The organism is Paenibacillus sp. DRB1-1 (genome assembly GCF_052119485.1).
Lineage (GTDB): Bacteria > Bacillota > Bacilli > Paenibacillales > Paenibacillaceae > Paenibacillus > Paenibacillus polymyxa_B.
This window is the reverse complement of the sequence record NZ_JBODQH010000001.1, coordinates 5,348,091-5,367,124: the sequence shown is the minus strand read 5'-3', so window position 1 is coordinate 5,367,124 and position 19,034 is coordinate 5,348,091. Positions and strand designations below refer to the sequence as shown.

Annotated in this window: 16 protein-coding genes; 4 read left to right on the top strand and 12 right to left on the bottom strand. The window is 42.2% G+C overall.

The window, feature by feature from the left end:
- The first annotated feature begins 1,056 nt into the window (after positions 1-1,056).
- Positions 1,057-3,018, top strand: a complete 1,962-nt coding sequence (locus ACQW03_RS24150) for an endonuclease MutS2 (RefSeq protein WP_441952153.1) — start codon at positions 1,057-1,059, stop codon at positions 3,016-3,018.
- Between the two features lie 248 nt (positions 3,019-3,266).
- On the opposite strand, the gene ACQW03_RS24145 is transcribed toward ACQW03_RS24150, so the two are convergent.
- The 5 genes from ACQW03_RS24145 to ACQW03_RS24125 all read right to left on the bottom strand — a co-directional run bounded on the left by ACQW03_RS24145 (position 3,267) and on the right by ACQW03_RS24125 (position 8,771).
- Positions 3,267-4,169, bottom strand: coding sequence for an ROK family protein (locus ACQW03_RS24145; protein ID WP_441952151.1), 903 nt, complete (start codon positions 4,167-4,169; stop codon positions 3,267-3,269).
- 60 nt (positions 4,170-4,229) lie between these two features.
- Entirely contained in the window at positions 4,230-5,036 is an 807-nt protein-coding gene (locus ACQW03_RS24140) for an HAD-IIB family hydrolase (RefSeq protein ID WP_441952149.1), read from the bottom strand.
- Positions 5,037-5,666: 630 nt separating this feature from the next.
- Positions 5,667-6,668: an ROK family protein gene (locus tag ACQW03_RS24135; RefSeq protein WP_441952147.1), complete on the bottom strand. Its 1,002-nt coding sequence runs from the start codon at positions 6,666-6,668 to the stop codon at positions 5,667-5,669.
- A gap of 453 nt (positions 6,669-7,121) precedes the next feature.
- A complete protein-coding gene (locus tag ACQW03_RS24130; protein ID WP_220025193.1) occupies positions 7,122-8,078 on the bottom strand; it encodes a tyrosine-type recombinase/integrase in 957 nt (318 codons plus the stop codon).
- A 408-nt stretch (positions 8,079-8,486) separates the two neighbouring features.
- Entirely contained in the window at positions 8,487-8,771 is a 285-nt protein-coding gene (locus tag ACQW03_RS24125; protein WP_441952145.1) for a hypothetical protein, read from the bottom strand.
- Between the two features lie 198 nt (positions 8,772-8,969).
- On the opposite strand from ACQW03_RS24125, the gene aiiA reads away from it, so the two are divergent.
- The 3 genes from aiiA to ACQW03_RS24110 all read left to right on the top strand — a co-directional run bounded on the left by aiiA (position 8,970) and on the right by ACQW03_RS24110 (position 10,662).
- Positions 8,970-9,725, top strand: coding sequence for a quorum-quenching N-acyl homoserine lactonase AiiA (aiiA, locus tag ACQW03_RS24120; protein WP_441952143.1), 756 nt, complete (start codon positions 8,970-8,972; stop codon positions 9,723-9,725).
- 69 nt (positions 9,726-9,794) lie between these two features.
- A complete protein-coding gene (locus ACQW03_RS24115) occupies positions 9,795-9,929 on the top strand; it encodes a hypothetical protein (RefSeq protein ID WP_256703322.1) in 135 nt (44 codons plus the stop codon).
- Positions 9,930-10,494: 565 nt separating this feature from the next.
- The gene (locus ACQW03_RS24110) at positions 10,495-10,662 is read left to right on the top strand and encodes a hypothetical protein (RefSeq protein WP_007432475.1); all 168 of its coding nucleotides are present in this window, start codon (positions 10,495-10,497) and stop codon (positions 10,660-10,662) included.
- Positions 10,663-10,777: 115 nt separating this feature from the next.
- On the opposite strand, the gene ACQW03_RS24105 is transcribed toward ACQW03_RS24110, so the two are convergent.
- The 7 genes from ACQW03_RS24105 to ACQW03_RS24075 all read right to left on the bottom strand — a co-directional run bounded on the left by ACQW03_RS24105 (position 10,778) and on the right by ACQW03_RS24075 (position 19,033).
- Entirely contained in the window at positions 10,778-11,824 is a 1,047-nt protein-coding gene (locus ACQW03_RS24105) for a FecCD family ABC transporter permease (RefSeq protein ID WP_441952140.1), read from the bottom strand.
- A gap of 1 nt (position 11,825) precedes the next feature.
- Entirely contained in the window at positions 11,826-12,890 is a 1,065-nt protein-coding gene (locus ACQW03_RS24100) for a FecCD family ABC transporter permease (protein ID WP_441952138.1), read from the bottom strand.
- 224 nt (positions 12,891-13,114) lie between these two features.
- Positions 13,115-14,077 carry an ABC transporter substrate-binding protein gene (locus ACQW03_RS24095; RefSeq protein WP_441952472.1) on the bottom strand — a complete coding sequence of 321 codons (963 nt, stop codon included), beginning with the start codon at positions 14,075-14,077 and terminating at the stop codon, positions 13,115-13,117.
- Positions 14,078-14,133: 56 nt separating this feature from the next.
- Positions 14,134-15,849 carry an ABC transporter ATP-binding protein gene (locus ACQW03_RS24090; protein WP_071641031.1) on the bottom strand — a complete coding sequence of 572 codons (1,716 nt, stop codon included), beginning with the start codon at positions 15,847-15,849 and terminating at the stop codon, positions 14,134-14,136.
- Positions 15,850-15,881: 32 nt separating this feature from the next.
- Positions 15,882-16,889, bottom strand: a complete 1,008-nt coding sequence (locus ACQW03_RS24085; RefSeq protein ID WP_071641033.1) for an ABC transporter substrate-binding protein — start codon at positions 16,887-16,889, stop codon at positions 15,882-15,884.
- A gap of 220 nt (positions 16,890-17,109) precedes the next feature.
- Positions 17,110-18,030 carry a ribose ABC transporter substrate-binding protein RbsB gene (rbsB, locus tag ACQW03_RS24080; RefSeq protein ID WP_441952135.1) on the bottom strand — a complete coding sequence of 307 codons (921 nt, stop codon included), beginning with the start codon at positions 18,028-18,030 and terminating at the stop codon, positions 17,110-17,112.
- Between the two features lie 34 nt (positions 18,031-18,064).
- Positions 18,065-19,033 carry an ABC transporter permease subunit gene (locus ACQW03_RS24075; RefSeq protein ID WP_441952133.1) on the bottom strand — a complete coding sequence of 323 codons (969 nt, stop codon included), beginning with the start codon at positions 19,031-19,033 and terminating at the stop codon, positions 18,065-18,067.
- Position 19,034: the final 1 nt, after the last annotated feature.

Here is a 19,034-nt window from a genome sequence, read left to right as displayed (position 1 = left end):
ATGCACCCGTCAAAATAAAATGAATGTCATACTTCAAGATCATGTGTTTGCTTGTAGTTATATATAGCGCCTAGCAAATTGGCCTCACTGCCCTAATTTAATATCTTGTTTTTCATGCTACATGTAGTCCTTTCATGGGGCAGTTTGAAGTGCTTCTTTTAATAAAGATTAATAATTTTACGTCTGCAATTCTTCCACTGTGCGGTCATCCTGGTGAGTCATAGTCGAAGCATCGTACTCAAACTGGCGAAGGCATTCGCCAATCGCCACACCTGGAAACAGATGGAATATCGAATCGACCTATTGGAATGAGCGCTCCTAAAATTTCACATGGAAATGTAGATGCCCTGTCTCCTGGGGAGGGGGAATCTACGTGCCGGTAAGCCGTTTTGGAATATTCCCCCTGTTAATACACCCTGATTCTTACAGGTTTTTTGAGCGGTGAGTCTCTGGCTTCTTTGATCTTACGGGCTTTCGAAATTCAGGATAATATATATTATGTTATTTTTATGATCACCATTGTATCGAATTAAAGAAGTCGACCTTGACTTCAACACCTGTCCAATCGTATAGTATGGTTATATCTTCAATTAAGGGAGAGATTTTGATGTCGGTGAACGTTCTTAACTAAGCAATTGCATATTCAGGGAGTACCATCAGGCGCTTGTACCCTTCGGGGACAGGTTTGTTTGTTGCCGTGTTGTTACCCTGATATTAGTTAAGAACATGCGGATATCATAAATCGCCTTCGGGATTATCTTCATCCAGGCCTATTCCGTGCTGTGTTCAGCGCGGTTTTTTTGTTTTCAGATTTTGTAACTTCCCTTTAAACGTCTTCCATTCGATCCAAATAGCTTAGCAAAGAGCTGTTGCGTGAATGTTTGGAAATACGGAACTCGGAACTACAAAAGCTGTATAACAGGCTTATTTGATGATAAATTCCCTCTTTCCTTAAGGGCGGAGAATGAACGTTTTGTTCATTCTTCGCCCTTTTTTTATTTTAACAGCAAGGTTTCCAAAATCCTGACACTACACAACTAAAGGAGCGATTTATTCATGAACGAAACTACAATGCTGCGTTTGGAATATGACCAAATTAAAACAAGAGTTTCCGAATGTGCTTTTTCTTACCTGGGTAAGCGTCACGCTGCTTCTATGCAGCCAATTGCTGATATCCGTACAATTAAGATTCGTCTTGACGAAACGAACGAAGCCTTACAGATCATTCGCCACGGAGCAAGCGTCCCTGTTCCTTCGTTGGAAGGTATGGAGCACATTCTTCATCTGCTCGGGACCGGGTATATGTTCAGCGAGCGCGATTTTTCTCATATGGCCCAATTCATTAGAAGCTGCATTCAACTCATAAAATATATGCATTCCAAGGCGGACGCTGCTCCAACCGTCAGCGCTTATGCATCTTCCATGTATAGCATGGAGCCACTTCTATCCGAAATCGAAAGATGTATTCATTCGGGACGTGTGACGGATATGGCCAGTAAAGAACTAGCTAAAATTCGCAAAAAAATTGCGGTTACTGAAGAACGTATCAAGAGAAAACTTGACTCTCTCGCCAGCCAGCACCGATCCATTATGCAGGAAAATATGATTAGTCAGCGCAATGGCCGTTACGTGCTTCCAATCAAAAAAGAATTCCGTAAACAAGTGAAAGGAAATGTACTGGATGAATCAGGAAGTGGTCAAACGGTTTACGTTGAACCTGCCGAGATCACGAATCTGCAATTCGATCAGAGCGCGAACATGGCAGAAGAATCAAAAGAAGAAATGAAAGTGCTGGGAGACCTGACGGCAATGGCTGAGTCATACAACCGAGAACTAAGCATCAATACAGAGACGGTAGGTGTACTGGATTTTTTATTGGCAAAAGCCAAATACGCCATGACTCTGGATGCTGTCCCTGTCGAACTTAACCTTGACGGGATTATAGACATCCGAGGTGCACGTCACCCGTTGATGTCCAATACCATGGTGCCGCTTGATTTCTCAATTGGTGAAGGATATTCCTCACTCATCATCACCGGACCGAACACAGGCGGAAAAACGATGGCCCTCAAAAGCGTCGGTCTATTAACATTAATGGTGCAATCTGGGCTACTGGTACCTGTTTTGCATGGCAGCCGAATGGCAGTATTCGAGGAAATTGTGGTTGACATAGGGGATGGACAAAGCATTGAACATGCTTTGAGCACCTTTTCTGCACACATCCGCAACATGATTAGCATTTTAGAAACAACAGGCAACTCTACTCTGATTCTGATTGATGAAATGGCATCCGGCACCGATCCAGGAGAGGGAGTTGGCCTTTCTATCGCGTTGCTAGAAGAATTCCATCGTCGCCGAGCGACAGTAGTGGCTACAACGCACTTTAGCGAAATCAAGCATTTTGCTGAAAACACACCGGGATTTCAGAATGCTCGTATGGAGTTTGATACCGAAACGCTGCAACCATTGTACCGACTTCGCATTGGAGAGGCCGGAGAAAGCTATGCATATGCAATTGCCTTGAAGCTGGGCATGTGGACACGTATTATCGAGCGTTCTGAGGCCATTTCTGCAGGCAGAGCGTCTCGGAAAACACAGGAATCGTTTGTTATTCCCCCTTCTGTAGATGATGAAAAGTCTGATGATGCAAATAAGCCTCTCCCTAAAAAAGCGGCTTTAGACGGTACAGTCACAAAACGGGGGAAACAAGAAATTCCTCTCAAAACCAAGCCATTTGCCCTTGGTGATAGTGTTTATGTAGGCTACCTTGATCGAACTGGAATTGTATACAAAACCGAGGATGAACGGGGGAATGTCGGGATTTTAATCCAAGGACAGAAGCTAACCATAAACAAAAAGAGGCTCGTCCTTCACATCGCTGCTACTGAACTGTATCCTGACGACTATGATCTGGATATTGTTTTAGAAAACAAGGAAAACCGCAAAAAACGAAAATTGCTGGGACGCAAGCATGTCGAAGGAGTGATGATTGAATCTCCCCCGGAAAATGAAATATAGACGCATGTGTATATTCTCAATATAAAATAAGTTATTTTTATATGGTCAGTGAAACTTGAATCTGCAAGCAGACACTTGATAAGAGTGATCCACTTGCAGATTTTACCACAATAAAAAACATAATATATATTATGTAAACTTATTGATTCCTTACTAGGAAGGGACAAGATAAATCAGACATCCAAAGTTCATGTTAAACTCGTTTTATAATACTCAATCCCGCACTCATCGAAATATAACTTTAGTTATCATTCAAGATGATAGGATTGTTTGTAGTTATATATAGCACCTTGCAAATTCGCTTCATTGCCTAATCTACTTTGTTCAATATCTGCACGCACAAAATTATAGAAAGAATCCTTATAAAGCTTTTCTAGCTCTTCCCTAATGGTAATAACCAGTAAAGGATTTTCAGATATGCCTCCCCCAATTACAAACTTTTCAGGATCAAGTATGGATTGCAAATTAATGATTTGTGTTGCGATGTTCCTACAGTATTCTCGAAAAATCGTTTGGACCGTGTCATCACCTTCTTCTATGAACTTGAATATCTTTTCACCTGTCATAGAATCTGCAGGAAGGTCTTTGGCTTTCGCAACGGTTTTAGTTAAAACAAAACTACTCCCTTGCATACCAAGCAGATAATCATCATTGTCTGCATTTTCGTTGTTCGTTCTAATGAAGGAGAACTCTCCAGCTGACAAATGATGGCCCTTCAGCAATTTCCCTTGAGAGATGATTCCACCGCCCATCCCTGTTCCAACGACCAGAACGACACCATCGGTAATCCCTTGTAATGAACCACGCCATGCTTCTCCAAGAGCAGCACACTTTCCATCATTTTCAATCGCTACAGGCTTTTGAAACGCTTTCTTAAAAACGTCAAGCATATTTATATCATTTATATATCTTAATGAACCGCCATGCACCATGTGACCGCTTTCCGAATTCACAATACCTGGCATGCTGACGGCTATACCTTCACATTCATCCATAAACTGATTATGAAGTTGCTTCAAAGCTACAAGCAGATTCTCAAGTGAGTCCAATGGAGTTTTTACTTTCCCCTTGCACATAAATTCACCTTGAAAATACAAACTAAATTTAATAAAAGAGCCACCAATATCAAAAACCAGTATTTTATTTTTCATGCTACGTATAGTCCTTTCATGAGGCAATTTGGGGTCTTCTCTCCATAACGATAATTAATATTATTGCTTTTGTAAATCCATCATTTTTTTTATCGTTAATAAGACACCGTTTTCTTCATTGGATTTAGTGATAAAACTGGCTGCATTTTTAGTATTCTCACATGCGTTTTTCATAGCAAAACTATATTTTGCTATACTCATAAGTTCCACATCATTTTCACCATCTCCAAAAGACAGGGTCTCATCCTCAGTAACCCCCAATATCTCTTGGAGTTTTCTTACCGTCTCCCCTTTATGGGTATGAAGTGCTGTAATATCCAGCCAATTTGCTTCAGAATCAACGATATAAATTTGATTCATTAGAGTCTTTTCAACATGTTTTCTTAATAAGGAACTTCCTCCAGCTGGATCATATACAGTTATTTTAAGAAAGCTACTGTTGATTTGATCAAATGAATCAATCTTAATCACTTCTTTATACGAGCCTTTCACAATTTTATAGTATTCGTCTTGAATATGAGAATGAACAAATGCTGCTTCCGTTGTACATGCTATGATAATGAAATCATTGGAAAAACTTTCGATATCTCTTATCGCTTGTAATGCTAAATTGCGTTCAATTGTAAACTCTTTGACGACGACTCCATCCTTTTTAATCCGCGTAGCACTGTCCCCTAAGATCCAGATCCCTTTTCCGTGCTCTCCAAATAATTCTTCTACTCTTTCACACTGCTTGCCTGTACAGGCTACAAAGGAAATATTATTTTCTTGCATTTCTCCATACACCTGATTGAATAATTCCACATCGAAAGTGCTACTATTATTCAGAAAAGTACCATCCAGATCACTTACTACCAGTTTAAACATATATAAATCCTCCCTTAATGTATAAAGATCTTTATTAGTCAAGTTTAATTTACGGCTTTTCATTTTCTTTCCATGGATCAACATCAAAATCTCTTTTAAAATCTTCAAACATTCATTTAATAGGTGCATTACATCCCCTGTACACTTATTAAACCATTTAATTAAACATATTAATAAAGTAAGTAAAAAAAGTATCTTTATTAAGTGGACATACAAAGTTATTCGAAAAAATCATCAATGGAGCGGTAAGGTTTTACTTCCTTAGGCTGCCCGGATAATGCTAAGCACCAATAAGTACCAACCCATATAACTGAGCAAAGTAAAATCAGTGAGATCATAGAGTGCCCTCGCTTTCTCTTTTAGGTTACACGTTTACTTTAGCTGATGAAACGCGTTTCAGGTCAAGTGATAATTTATAGAAAAACACATTTTTGTCATGGGTGTTTATGATTTAAGATATAATCTTGGGTTAACCGTTCAAAGTTCTCTTGTTCAATGTACGATTCACTTGTTCTGAACAGAACAGCATAAAAAGGAAGCAACAAAATGAGTCCTCCTGTAATTCTTAACTCCTTTCTTTCGAATAGCTTTTGTTTGGGGATGTTCTTAACTTGTACAGTATTTTATACATTATTTAAAGACAATGATTGGACGTTCCAATTCTTTTAGAGTTAAGCCTCTCAACCCTGTTTTAAAATCTTCATAAAATAAATCTGAGAGAATAACCTCAGGGTACAAAGGCATCTTATGCTTAGATTTGTAGGATTCTAAAAAATGAAAGAAAGACACTTCTTCTATATTCTCTCTATAGATCACAATTCGATCAGGATCAAATACAGATTGTAATATTTGAATAATTTCACATATACTATTGAAGAAAACTTCCGTTCCCTTGCTCTCATCCCAAACTATCGACGGAAGGAATTTGATTTCACCAGCCAATCCATGTTTGCCTTTTAAAACCCCATTTCGCAAATAAATCCCCATTCCTGGTGGAGAATTCTCAGGAAAATAAATAGCCAGTACACATTGATCTTCATCTATTTGTTCTCTATAGACGTAACCACATACAGCGGCATTTACGTCATTCTCCACAATAACCGGCAAACCAAATTTGCTTTGCACATCCTCTGCCAACCGAATTCCATTTAATCTTTCATGACTGCTGACTGTAATTTCTCCATTTACAGATTGTCCCGGGATTCCTATTCCAATAACTTTAATGGAAGGATAGAGAGAAATGATGTCTTGAATCGTGGAATAAAATTGTGTAGCATTAAAAATTTGAAAGGGATGCTCTTCTTTCATCAGAACGTCCTCATTTAAATTAACTACCGTAGTACACACTACATCTGTCCCTTGTTTTTCATTAATATGTATAATCAGTGCTAGACTATACTCATAATTAAAACGATAGGTTAACGCATGCCTGCCTCCGTTTGAAGGGACGATTTCATCTTCAAAGATCTCTCCATTATTAAGCAATTCCTGCATAAGGGTATTGATAGTTACCACACTTAAATCAGTCAATGCGGCTAGTTGGGGTTTTGTTGTCTTACTGATCTGCTTCAATACTTTGCGAACCAGGTTCAGATTTATTTCTTTAATTAAATTTGTATTAGCTTTTTCCATACATAGCACCTTCTTTTTATAACATCATAAAATAACTTTATAAACCATTTTTATAAAGTTGTTTTACTAATTTTGCAGCAAAATATTACCTTTGTCAAGGCAATATCGTACTAACTTTTAATACACTATTGCTTTCCAGCTTATCTTGAATTGTTCTCATGCTTAACATAAGATGATCGCTAAAATAAGGAGGCTAATCTATTGAAGAATGCTGTTGAAGAACCAAAATTGAATCGTATGCGCAAAATGATTGGATGGCTAATCAGTATCAGGTTGGAGCAAATCAATCAAAAACAAAACTAACACTATGAAAAAGAATACTACGTTCATGATTGTAATGACCTAAAGCCGTTGATGTGATTTTCAAGTCAGGATGTAATTCTGTCCAATGAGTTTACATAATTATTATTATGCAAACTCATTTTTCATATAATCTCAAATTTCATGCTATACTTACAATCCTGATATTGGTATCTGAATATCCAGCTTATCCATTGCTTTCTCCTTTTCCCGATCAGTGACATGTGTATATACTGTGGTTGTCTGAATGGATGAATGCCCCAGTAGCTCCTGTACGGTACGCAGATCTGCTCCCTTGCGTAATAGCATTGTCGCAAATGTATGTCTCAGCTTATGGCTAGAATAAGCCTCCCTACGTTCTATACTCTTATCTTGCTGGAATCGTTCGAACGTTTCTGTAGCGATCTGTTGAATGGTGCGCACTGCCAGACGGCGGCCTTTTTGGGATACGAACATCGCATCCTCTTTACCTCTCCAAGGCGTCAATCTTTCCTCCAACGCATGCTCTACAAAATCACATACGGCTTCCGGTACCGGGAGAGTACGCCACTTACGTCCTTTACCGAACACATCTAAGGTACGTCTTTCTCGGCTGTAATCCGAGACATTCAATGAATGAACCTCCCCCACCCGCAATCCCATGTAGACCATCAGCAGAAAAATAGCCATATTACGATTTGCATATTTCCCCTCCACCGCGAGCAAAAACGGATGAATATCCTTTTCATCCAGATAGACGGGCATACGATTCTTTTCAGTTTTTGCTTTTTTAATTCCCGCTGCCGGATTTGTGCTGCATAACTCAAATTCCTGTAGCGCTTTAAAAAAACTGTTCACCGCTGCATGCTTCCGGTTCCGCGTACTATCTCCGGCGCCTCCCTCCCGCGCTTTAGACAAATACGACATAACATGAATCTTCTTCACCTGATCGAGTGGTTTTTCACGCAACGTGCGTAAAAATTGCTTTACATCCCCCATATAATTTTTTTGCGTATGTATCGTATATCCCGCATCCTTCATCCAGATCAAAAAAGCTTCCAGCTCCTCATTATATATTTCATCAGTTTCTTCAGTTGTATCGAGCTCCACATGTCGCAACTCTTTTTTCATCCCGTTCGCCTCCAATTCAGTTCATATTCCGAAATATACTGTAAAACGATCATTTTCGTCTGATTTTTATCGACAATCCAATCGACATCTTATGCAGGAGAGATTCTAAAAGTCGTTTTAAACCTAAACAGCGTATAATTTATATTATACGCTGTTTTTTTAGCGCTTTTTAAGTATAAATAAGGCTCTCCCCTCTTGTCCAGCCTAGTATCGCCTTCAAGCAGACATTTCAAAGCACTAAACGGGGTGGCATAGGGTCAGAGGGGGTCGATCCCACAATGTAGACAAATTAAAACACGCTCAAGAAAAGTTCACCTAATGTAATTCATTCATATCCAAAACAAAACTAAATAGCCAATAGTCTTGCATGCGGCACCACTTCTCTACTTCATCAGCAAGCTGGGAGCGCTACTTTCGATCGGTAGCAGTCAAAATCGCCATAGGGGCCAAAACATGAATATCATGTGCAGTTTCCAGCTCGCTATCCAGATCACCCTCCGGCGCGTGCACCATCTCCATATGATAGCCTGTTAGCTGATTGTAATTTTCACCCACTAGCAGCAGTGGATCACCAAGAATTTCACCGATTTTCGAGATGATGACCGTGTGATCCAGCTTCTGGTCAAATTTCGAGCAGAGCGTAGAAACAGTCTTGTTCACAGGAAAAGCATGAACTGGCCTGCCTGACGGCAAATTTCTGCTGGACGCCTACATGCCTTATCATTTAAACTATTAAAAATTAATTTTCGAAAGAGTGAGATTACAACGACAACATGAGGCTCCAGCACCCGGATCTTACAAACGAAAATGCAAACATCACTTTCTGTCAGTCGAACCTGATTAATAACTACATAATAATTATTATGTAAACTACGATTGGAGGATGATTGTATGATTAACAAATTGTACTGGTTACCGATCGGTCAGTTTGATATTGATCGCTCCTCACTCAACCATCATGCACAGCCCGGTGAACTGGTGCGTCTGCAAATCTGGTCGTATCTGCTGGAGACTGATCACGGTCCGATTCTCATTGATACTGGTATGCCGGATTCGTTTATCGACAATCCAAATTATTTTAAAAGTACACCGTTTGAAGGGCGCTTCATTCCCCATATGTCAGCCGATGATAGTATCGTGGCTGCACTGGATCGGATCGGCTATCAACCGGACGATATCCATGCCATCGTAATCTCTCATATGCATATGGATCATGCCGGAGGCAATCCGCATTTTCCGAATACACCGATTTATGTGCAGCAGACCGAAGCAGACGCTGCAATCGGTAATCTGGAGTATGCGCCACCGGAATGCGTGCAAGTGGACTTGAATTACCGACTGCTTCAAGGGGATCATGAGCTGATTCCAGGTTTGCAACTGTTCTATACTCCGGGTCATTCGCCGGGTCATCAGTCCGCACTGGTCACAACAAAGGAGTCGGGTCCGGTCATGCTGACGATTGATGTTGCCTACACGCAGGAGAATTACGCAAACGACGTGCCGTTTGACGGCTTTAACCGTGAACAGGCACGCCAGTCAATCGCCCGCATTCAGCAGATTGTGCAGGAGGTTAAGCCGAATCTGTTGTTCTTCGGTCATGATCCTGAGCAGGTAGCCGTTCAACCGGTATATCCACAATACAAATAATGATGATAAAGCAGCTATTTCTCCACCACTCCGGATCTTTTCGGTCCGGGGGATAAAGAAATTGGTATTATGAATGCACACAAAATAGACGTATCTGGAGCGGTGCTTCATTCGGATCATAGCTTCCAGTATACGTCTACGGCGTACAACACACGACTTGAAAAGTTCAGCCTCAAAGGCAAGTGGTGCGGACTGGCGGAATAGTCGTAATTCGGCCAGCTCCCCTCCATAGCTTTCAGCAAACGGATAAGTGATTCCATATACATTCGCTTTAACTGGTCGGGCTCATCTATAAATTCTGTATGTAAATGCTGATCTTCAGAAAACCTAGCTAACTTTTAAGCGCATAAATTGATTTTCTGCAAATACACAATTGATCCCTTGTATTAACTCGCTATTAAGCCCCTACTTGTTCAGGACAGCCTGAGTAATATCCAATACGCTCCTTACGGACAAATATTTTAAATGGATTAATACACTAAATCCGTTTATATCACAAAACATGAGCTAGTCAAATTATATACATGAAGTTATTTACGCCTAATCCCCTGTTATCGCCAGCATCAGGAAGTATATCTAAGAACTCATGGGGTGAGTCGCTGTCGACACGGCATGGATGATGAGAAAAAGTAATTTGCAGTCTCGCTCCGTTTTCCCTTGTTCATCTAGCACGATATACTTAAAGAAGTCGAAAGGCAACCTTATTTTCAGCCTATGCTCATTTCAAAAATGTAGGTTTATTCATGACAAAGGGAGTGTTTATTTATTTATGAGTACCGAAATGCTGGAACGTCGAAGTGAAATTCTAAAACGAAACATCCATCAGTTGCTGGTTCAGGAAAATCAACACGGCGTGACACGTCAGGAAAATTACACGTTGCATAAAATGATCAGAGAGCTGCATCAAACCTCTCATGCCTTGAATACTTCCCGTTGAGATGAAAGGCTGCTAAATCAAATAAAACAAATAACCTTCAGCCCCACTTCATTAGTGGTGTTGAAGGTTATTTGTTGTGTATCCTTTAATTGACAGGTGGTACCCTTTCGTGATGTTACCCTTTGGAGCGACTCAGCAGATATAAGAAGTATGGCGCACCAATGATGGCTACAATCAAACCTGTCGGTATTTCTTTCTGCAAAGGTAAGGATCGTGTGATCGTATCCGCTACAAGTACCAGGAGTGCTCCGACTAAAGCACAGGTTACCAGCAGCATTTTATGCTTCGGACCCACCAGCTTTCTCGCCAAATGTGGAGCCACCAAACCGACAAAGCCGATACCGCCACTAACCGAAACACTAGAACTGGCCAATCCAACCGCAGCTGCGAGAAGGAGAATACGTTCCTTTTCGATAGGTGTACCCAACCCCGATGCCGTCTGATCTCCCAGATTAAGCACATTCATCACATTTGCTTTGTAATATGCGAAAGGAAGCAATACAATCAGCCAAGGCAACAGAGCCATTACGAATTTCCAGTTTGAGCCCCAGATGCTTCCTGCTAACCAATTAGCTACAAACGTGTAGCTTTCAGGTGTCAGTTTAAGAGTCATAATGATCATTGCAGCACTGATACCCGCCGCTACGCCAATTCCGCTCAGCAGTAGCCTTGTTGGAGAAATGCCTTCGCCTTTCTTGTAAGAAAGCGCGTAGATCAGAATAGCAGCTGCTCCTGATCCAATCAGCGCAAGAGCGGGAAGTAAAAACAATGAATTCGTAGTTTGCATAGATGGAAAAAGCAATACAAACAGCATGACCATCAGCCCGGCGCCCGCATTAATCCCCAGAATACCAGGGTCCGCTAGACCGTTACGCGAAACCCCCTGCATGATGCAGCCAGAAACAGCGAGACCTGCACCGATTAGAAGGGAAATAACCATTCGTGGCAATCGGAATTCAAATAGGATTAATTCCTGCTGTGGAGTCCCTTGTCCAAACAAGGTTCTAAATAGCTCCATTGGCGAAAGCCGGATGGTTCCCGTATTCGCACTTATGGTGAACGCAGCAATGAGCAATACGAGCAGAATGACAACAACCATCCAATCATGCATTTTTTTACGATGACTAGCTTTGGCAATAGCCCCATTCGTAACGTTATTCATCTTACAGTGCCCTCCTTTCTTTACGTGCCAGATAAAGGAAGAACGGAACCCCAATTAAGGCAATAAGTACGCCCACCGGCGTTTCCTCAGGTGCGTTAATCATACGGGCTGCCAGATCGGCAAACACAATGAGTAAAGCTCCCATAATGGCCGAGCATGGAATAATCCAGCGATAATCGACGCCAACCAGCTTGCGGGTTATATGGGGAATAATTAATCCCACGAAACCTATAGAACCAACCAACGACACCGCTGCACCCGCCAGAATCAGAACAAGAATCATCCCGACTACCTTTACCACCCCAGTTCGCTGACCAAGACTCAACGCAATTTCGTCTCCCAGACTAAGCAGCGTAATAGAGCGCGACAACATGAGAGCGCCGATAAAAGCTGCCACAACCCAAGGCAAAACTATACCGAGCTGAACCCACTTGGTTCCACTAAGCCCTCCGGCATACCAAAAGGCTAAATCCTGTCCAACATTAAAGTACAAACTGATCGCATCTCCTAAGGCGGACAGCAATGCCGTGACAGCTGCGCCCGCCAATACAAGACGAACTGGCGTAAGACCTGATTTGGAGATGGAGCTTGTACCATATACCATCACAACAGCCAGAGCTGCACCAACAAAGGAATACAACATTAACTGTAAAAAGGAAGATCCGGGAAAAAGGGCGAAGCAAATCGCCATCGCCAAGCTGGCTCCCGAGTTCAGTCCAAGCAAGCCCGAGTCAGCAAGTGGATTTCGAGTCATTCCTTGCATAATTGCACCTGCTACGGCAAAGCAAACTCCGATTAAAACCCCACCCAGAATCCGAGGTAGACGGATTTCCCAAATAATTTGATGGTTTTGCAACTCGGGTTTAAAATGAAAAACGGCGTTCCATACCTCTTCCAGCCTAATAGAGGCTGCACCAAAAGATAGGGATAGCGCGATACCGAACGCTAAAAGTCCAAGCCCAGCTGTCAGGATAAGCGAAGCTGCCCATGGTCGCGAGTGGAATTGAGTCGGCGACTGGTTATGATTACTTTGAGCGGGGCTATCCGTTGATTCTGATAATTTCATAACTATTGTTCACCCTTACTGTTGAATAGTATGTAGCTATCACGAACTGTGTTGAAGATGATGTTGATAATGAGAATTATTATCATGCAATCTTTACTATTGTAAATTAATGTGGCAACGGCTTCAATAGCAAATTTCGAGGAATGCCTAATGCTCTGCCCTATTGTGAACAAATAAAGCCCTTCGGCATAAATACCAAAGGGCTGCCAACAACACCGAAGCGACTACTTCTGTGCGGCGTTCTCTTTATTCCGCTGGACGATCATATCTGCGATTTCTTCAGCTTGCCCTACAATAGCAATGGGATCAAAGTACCAATATCGATCCTCCTGGAGCTCAAAAACCTTACCTTGCCGGACCGCATTCAGTGATTTCCATATGCTGTCTCCTTCGTAACTGCTCAAATTCTTGTTAACCGTCAGAAAGATATAAGAGCCGGTATATTGATTAATGACTTCTTTTGACACCGATTTCCATTGAGTCTCACCTAATAATTCTTTTTGGACAAGCGGTGGAGGTGTCAAATTCAGTCCTCTGTATACCGCCTGTCCTCCTCTGCCAAAATTATCACCATATACATAGTATTCTTTTTCCGAAGCTTCCATTACGGTGAAAGTATCTCCAAGCTGAACAATTCCCTTTAGCTTGTCACGTGCAGCCTGCATCCGCTGATCGTATTGGGCAAGCCATGTTTTGGCTTCCTGTTCTTTTCCAAGCAGCTCACCAAAAGCTGTCAGTTCCTCATGCACATTCTTGTACGTTCCATAAGGAATTACAATGGTCGGAGCAATTTTACTATATTTTTCATATTCAGAAGCATCTTTGGAACCAATCAGAATCAAGTCAGGCTCCAGAGCCAATACTTTTTCAATGGATACGCTGCCGCGATCTCCAATGCTTGCAATGCCCTGCACAAGCTCCTTCGAAAACGGATTATCCAGATAATATTTAACACTTCCCACAGGTTTAATTCCTAGTGCTAATAAATCATTCTGGTACATATCTACTATAATCCGCTGAGGGTGAACCGGAATCTTAATATCTCCATGTATCGTTTTGACTGTTTTCGTTTCCTCTGACTTTTGTTCGCTAGAAGTTTGATTCTGCTTTTCATCCGGTTGCTTTACGTTTCCACCACAGGCGGTAAGAGCTAAAATGGCTGACAGAAACATCATCACAATCCACATTTTCTTTGTCAAACCCGTTCATTCCTCTCTCTATTTACGGTGTCATATCGGCCTATTTACGTTCCATATTGAGCTTGGTGCAGGCGGCTATATGCCCCTTTTACTGCTAATAACTCTTCATGTCTGCCTTGCTCGGCAATCCCTTGATCTGCAACTACGATAATGCGGTCAGCATTTTTGATCGTTGCCAGACGATGCGCAATAACGAGTGTCGTACGGCCCTGGGATAGCTCTGTCAGCGCCTGCTGAATCGCGGCTTCTGTCTCTGTATCCAATGCTGATGTTGCTTCATCTAAAATGAGAATTGGCGGATTTTTAAGGAACATCCGGGCAATAGACAAACGTTGTTTTTGACCACCGGAGAGCTTCACACCTCGCTCACCGATCATTGTATCCAGACCATCCGGATATGAGCGAACAAGGTCTTCAATCTGAGCTCGACGAGCAGCATCCCAGATTTCTTCTTCCGAAGCGTCAAGCTTACCATAAGCGATATTTTCACGAATTGTTCCATCAAAGAGGAATACATCCTGCTGAACAATTCCAATCATGGATCGCAGCGATTCCAGCTTCATTTCACGGATATCCATCCCATCAATGGTAATGCTGCCTTCCTCGACATCGTAGAAGCGAGGCAACAAACTGCAAAGTGTCGTTTTACCTGCTCCTGAAGGACCCACAAGTGCTACGGTTTCACCCGCATGGATAGATAGGTCCACTTTGCGTAATACCTTGTCTTTGTTCTCGTAACCAAACGTTACACCTGCAAATTGAATATCTCCATTAAGATGGCTAACCGCCTTGGCTGCTGGCAGATCTTCCACATCCGATTCACTTTCCAGCAAATCCAGATACCGTCGGAAGCCGGCAATCCCTTTTGGATACGTTTCGATGACAGAATTAATTTGTTTAATCGGCCCCAGGAATACATTAGACAGCATCACAAATGCGATAAATTCCCCGTAGGTCATCTGTCCTTCGATAACAAACCATGTTCCACACACAAGCACAAACAATGAAACCAGCTTCATTAGTATAAAACTAATCGAGGAATTCCAGGCCATAATCCGGTACGCGATCAGCTTCGTTTTACGGAAACGCCCATTATTTTCAGCAAAACGTTCCATTTCATATGCTTCGTTGGAGAACGCTTGAACAACGCGAATCCCACTGACATTATTTTCAATACGAGCGTTATAATCCGCAATATCAGAAAACATACGATGGAAAGCAGCAGACATTTTACGGCTGAAATAAAGAGACAAGTAAATCATGAGGGGTACAATGATGAAAGTCAGTACAGCCAGCTTCCAGTTAATACCGAGCATGATACCAAAGGCTCCCCCGAGTGTCATCAACGCGATGAACAAATCTTCGGGGCCGTGGTGGGCAATTTCCCCAATATCCATCAGATCGTTGGTCATACGTGAAACGAGATGCCCTGTTTTGTTATTGTCAAAAAAGCGAAAAGATTGCTTTTGAACCCGATCAAACAGCTTTTTACGCATGTCCGATTCGATGTTAATGCCCAGCTTGTGTCCCCAATAGGTAACCACGTAATTCAGCGCAGCACTTATGACATAAATACCGAGTAGAGCTAGACAGGCATATAAAATCCATTTCCAGTTCCCGCTGGGCAACAAATCATCGACCACCCGGTTGACTGCAAGCGGAAAAGCCAACTCCAGCAGTGCAGCCAGCAAGGCACAAGAGAAATCAATGATGAACAAAGTCCGGTAAGGACGGTAGTATTCAAAAAAACGTTTAAGCATAGTCATGACTTCTCCTTTCTAATTTCGAGTAATTATTTAGGATCGATGGAAAACATGTTAACGGCTTCATCCAGCGATTTGTCAATAGCAAGCGGCGAGTAGGTAAACCACGGGTCAGCTTTGATGAAATACACTTTGTGGTTCTTGACAGCCGGGAGATTTCTCCACAGTGCACTTTGCTCAATTTGCTTAAGCATTCCGTCCTTAGTCGCTTCATCATAAACCAGCATAATAATACGGTCTCCTGACAGTTCAGGCAGCTTTTCCATTGAAATGCTATCGTATACAAAGTTAAACTTCGGGTCCTTCTCCAACTTCTGCCTTATGTACTCAGGAGGATTCAATTCCAATGAACGGTAAATGACATGTCCTACATTTCGCGCTCCATATACTCTTAGCACATCCTTACCGTAGGTCATATAAATGGTAACCGTTTCATCTTTTTTGAATTTTCCAGCCAGCTTCTTTCGACCTTCTTCAGCCTTTTTGTCGAAACTAGCGATCCACTGCTCGGCTTCCTTGTCCTTACCCAGCACGGCTGCGACATCCCGCAGTTGCTTAAATACATCCCCATCTCCAAACAAAACGACTACGGTTGGAGCAATTTTCTCCAGCTGCTCTTTCACTTCTGGTGTGGTATCTTCTGTTGTGATGATCAGGTCAGGTTGTAGCTCCAGTACCTTTTCAACATTCGTCGGGTTCCCAATATCAGCAATCCCGTCAATCTTTCCTTTTAAATAGTCGCCTTCTAACAAATGAGAAGCAACCCCTACTGGCTTAACACCTAAAGCCAGCATCGCATCCAAATATTGTGTCGTGACGACTCGCTGCGGATTTGCAGGGATACTGATCTTATTGCCAGTGGCATCAGTATATTCGCGCATGACAACCGTTTTGGATTGCCCGGAAGGATCATTAGTGCTGGTCTTATCGTTTGTCTGGTTGTTGCTAGTTACGTTTCCACATGCACTCAATACAACCATCAAAAGAACCACAAGACAAAGCGTGGATTCCCATTTTAATCTGTACCTTTGTTGCACAATATACGTCCTCCTTAGATATATACAATTCATTATATGATAGTGATTCTCATTATCATATAATTGTTATTCTATCTTTTACCGTCTCTTCTTACAATACAAAAATTAAAAACTTCCATTTATGTGGTATGTATCATCATCGTAGATTAGTCAAAAAAAGGACTGATGCGTATGTTTTGCATCAGTCCGAAGGCTTAATATGTCGGGTCAAGTACCCATTTTATTTCGATTGGTCCACCAACTCCAGCTTAGCAGGAATTGATGTTTTCACGCTTTTACCTTGAAGTACATCCTTGGCTGCCTGCACCGCCAATTGTCCAATAAGCTCGGGTTGCTGAGCTACAGTGGCTGTCAGTTTCCCTTCCTTAATAGATTTGAGCGCATCCTCGTTACCGTCAAAACCGATGACTGGAATGTTCTTACCTGAGCTTTGGATTGCTTCGATGGCACCCAATGCCATTTCATCATTGTGGGCAAATACAGCCTGAACGTCCGGGTTGCCTTGCAGCAGATTTTCCATCACGTTCAAACCTTTAGTCCGATCAAAATCGGCCGATTGTTTGGCTATGACTTTCAGATCCTTATCTGCTACTTCATGGAAGCCTTTCCCACGTTCACGGGTAGCGGATGCTCCTGGAACACCTTCCAGCTCAATCACCTTGGCACCTTTTCCAACTTGGTCAATCACATATCTGGCAGCCATTCGCCCTCCCTCTACGTTGTCTGAAGCGACGAGTGCTTTTACGTCTCCTTTGTCAGCAGAACGATCCAGTGTAATAACCGGGATGTTCAATGCATTCGCTGATTGTACCACAGTGGAGATGGCCGACGAATCTGTCGGATTAATGAGTAACGCGTTTACTCCCTGTTGAATCAGATCATCCACGTCATTACTTTGTTTTGCCGAATCATTTTGTGCATCCACAACAATGACCTGCATTCCTTGTTTTTTGGCCTCTGCCACAACTCCGTCTTTGAGAGAGACGAAGAATGGATTGTTCAGCGTTGAGATCGACAAGCCGATTTTAATGTTCTTCAGGTTCGCGGCCGCTTTAGGTTTCGCCCATTCGGGCGGTTCCAAGGAACACCCTGTCATGAGCAGGAGCAGCAAGGCAGTCATGATTAATGTAAGCTTTTTCATATTTATGTGTCTCCTTCTACGCAGATTAGGTGTATTATGCGGATTTTTTACGGTCAATCAGTACAGCAATAGCGATGACTATCCCTTTTACTACCATTTGATAAAAAGAGTTAACCCCCAGCAAGTTCAAGCCGTTGTTTAGTGTACCAATGATAAGCACACCAATTAACGTACCTACGATTCGTCCGCGTCCTCCAGAGAGGCTTGTTCCACCTAATACGACAGCCGCAATGGCGTCCAGTTCATAAGAAGTACCTGCCGTCGGTTGCGCCGAGTTCAATCGTGAGGTCAAGATAGCTCCCGCCAATGCGGAAAGCATTCCAGCCAGAGAGTAAATCCAAATTTTTACACGCGGTACTTTAATACCAGATACAATCGAAGCCTTCTCGTTACCACCAATGGCATACGTTTTACGTCCGAATGGTGTTTTATGCAAAATGATCCATAGGGCAGCAAAGGTAATGAGCATCGTAATCGCTGGAACCGGAATACCGAACTGATAGCCACGACCGAACAATTGAAATACCAGACTGTCTCCGAGTCCTGTGATAGGGTTACCGTTGGTATAAACGAGTGTTAATCCTCTGAAAATGGTCATGGTTGCTAGTGTAGCGATGAACGGAGCCATTTTACCTTTCGTAATCATCAAGCCGTTGACCATCCCCATCACGCCACCCAATGCACAGCCAATGATAATCGCCAAAATAGGATCGAACCCGGCCAGCATCATATTTGCGACAAACGCACTGGATAGTGCTAATATGGAGCCGACTGACAAATCAATTCCGCCTGTGAGAATAACGAAGGTCATACCGAACGCAATCAACGCATTAATGGATACCTGGCGCAATAAATTCAAAATATTAAGCGGTTCCAAAAAGCTGGGATTTAAGACCGATACGATAATCACCAAAATAATGAGTCCCAACAACGGGCCAAGCTTCTGTGTGATTTGTGACATTTGAAAGCCTTTGCTGCTTTTTGAATCATTCATAGTTGTCATA

Excerpts from the sequence above, each read along its gene's own strand:
- ACQW03_RS24150 (WP_441952153.1), top strand. The coding sequence starts at position 1,057 with ATGAACGAAACTACAATGCTGCGTTTGGAATATGACCAAATTAAAACA.
- ACQW03_RS24145 (WP_441952151.1), bottom strand. The coding sequence starts at position 4,169 with ATGAAAAATAAAATACTGGTTTTTGATATTGGTGGCTCTTTTATTAAA.
- ACQW03_RS24140 (WP_441952149.1), bottom strand. The coding sequence starts at position 5,036 with ATGTTTAAACTGGTAGTAAGTGATCTGGATGGTACTTTTCTGAATAAT.
- ACQW03_RS24135 (WP_441952147.1), bottom strand. The coding sequence starts at position 6,668 with ATGGAAAAAGCTAATACAAATTTAATTAAAGAAATAAATCTGAACCTG.
- ACQW03_RS24130 (WP_220025193.1), bottom strand. The coding sequence starts at position 8,078 with ATGAAAAAAGAGTTGCGACATGTGGAGCTCGATACAACTGAAGAAACT.
- aiiA (WP_441952143.1), top strand. The coding sequence starts at position 8,970 with ATGATTAACAAATTGTACTGGTTACCGATCGGTCAGTTTGATATTGAT.
- ACQW03_RS24115 (WP_256703322.1), top strand. The coding sequence starts at position 9,795 with ATGAATGCACACAAAATAGACGTATCTGGAGCGGTGCTTCATTCGGAT.
- ACQW03_RS24110 (WP_007432475.1), top strand. The coding sequence starts at position 10,495 with ATGAGTACCGAAATGCTGGAACGTCGAAGTGAAATTCTAAAACGAAAC.
- ACQW03_RS24105 (WP_441952140.1), bottom strand. The coding sequence starts at position 11,824 with ATGAATAACGTTACGAATGGGGCTATTGCCAAAGCTAGTCATCGTAAA.
- ACQW03_RS24100 (WP_441952138.1), bottom strand. The coding sequence starts at position 12,890 with ATGAAATTATCAGAATCAACGGATAGCCCCGCTCAAAGTAATCATAAC.
- ACQW03_RS24095 (WP_441952472.1), bottom strand. The coding sequence starts at position 14,077 with ATGTGGATTGTGATGATGTTTCTGTCAGCCATTTTAGCTCTTACCGCC.
- ACQW03_RS24090 (WP_071641031.1), bottom strand. The coding sequence starts at position 15,849 with ATGCTTAAACGTTTTTTTGAATACTACCGTCCTTACCGGACTTTGTTC.
- rbsB (WP_441952135.1), bottom strand. The coding sequence starts at position 18,030 with ATGAAAAAGCTTACATTAATCATGACTGCCTTGCTGCTCCTGCTCATG.
- ACQW03_RS24075 (WP_441952133.1), bottom strand. The coding sequence starts at position 19,033 with ATGACAACTATGAATGATTCAAAAAGCAGCAAAGGCTTTCAAATGTCA.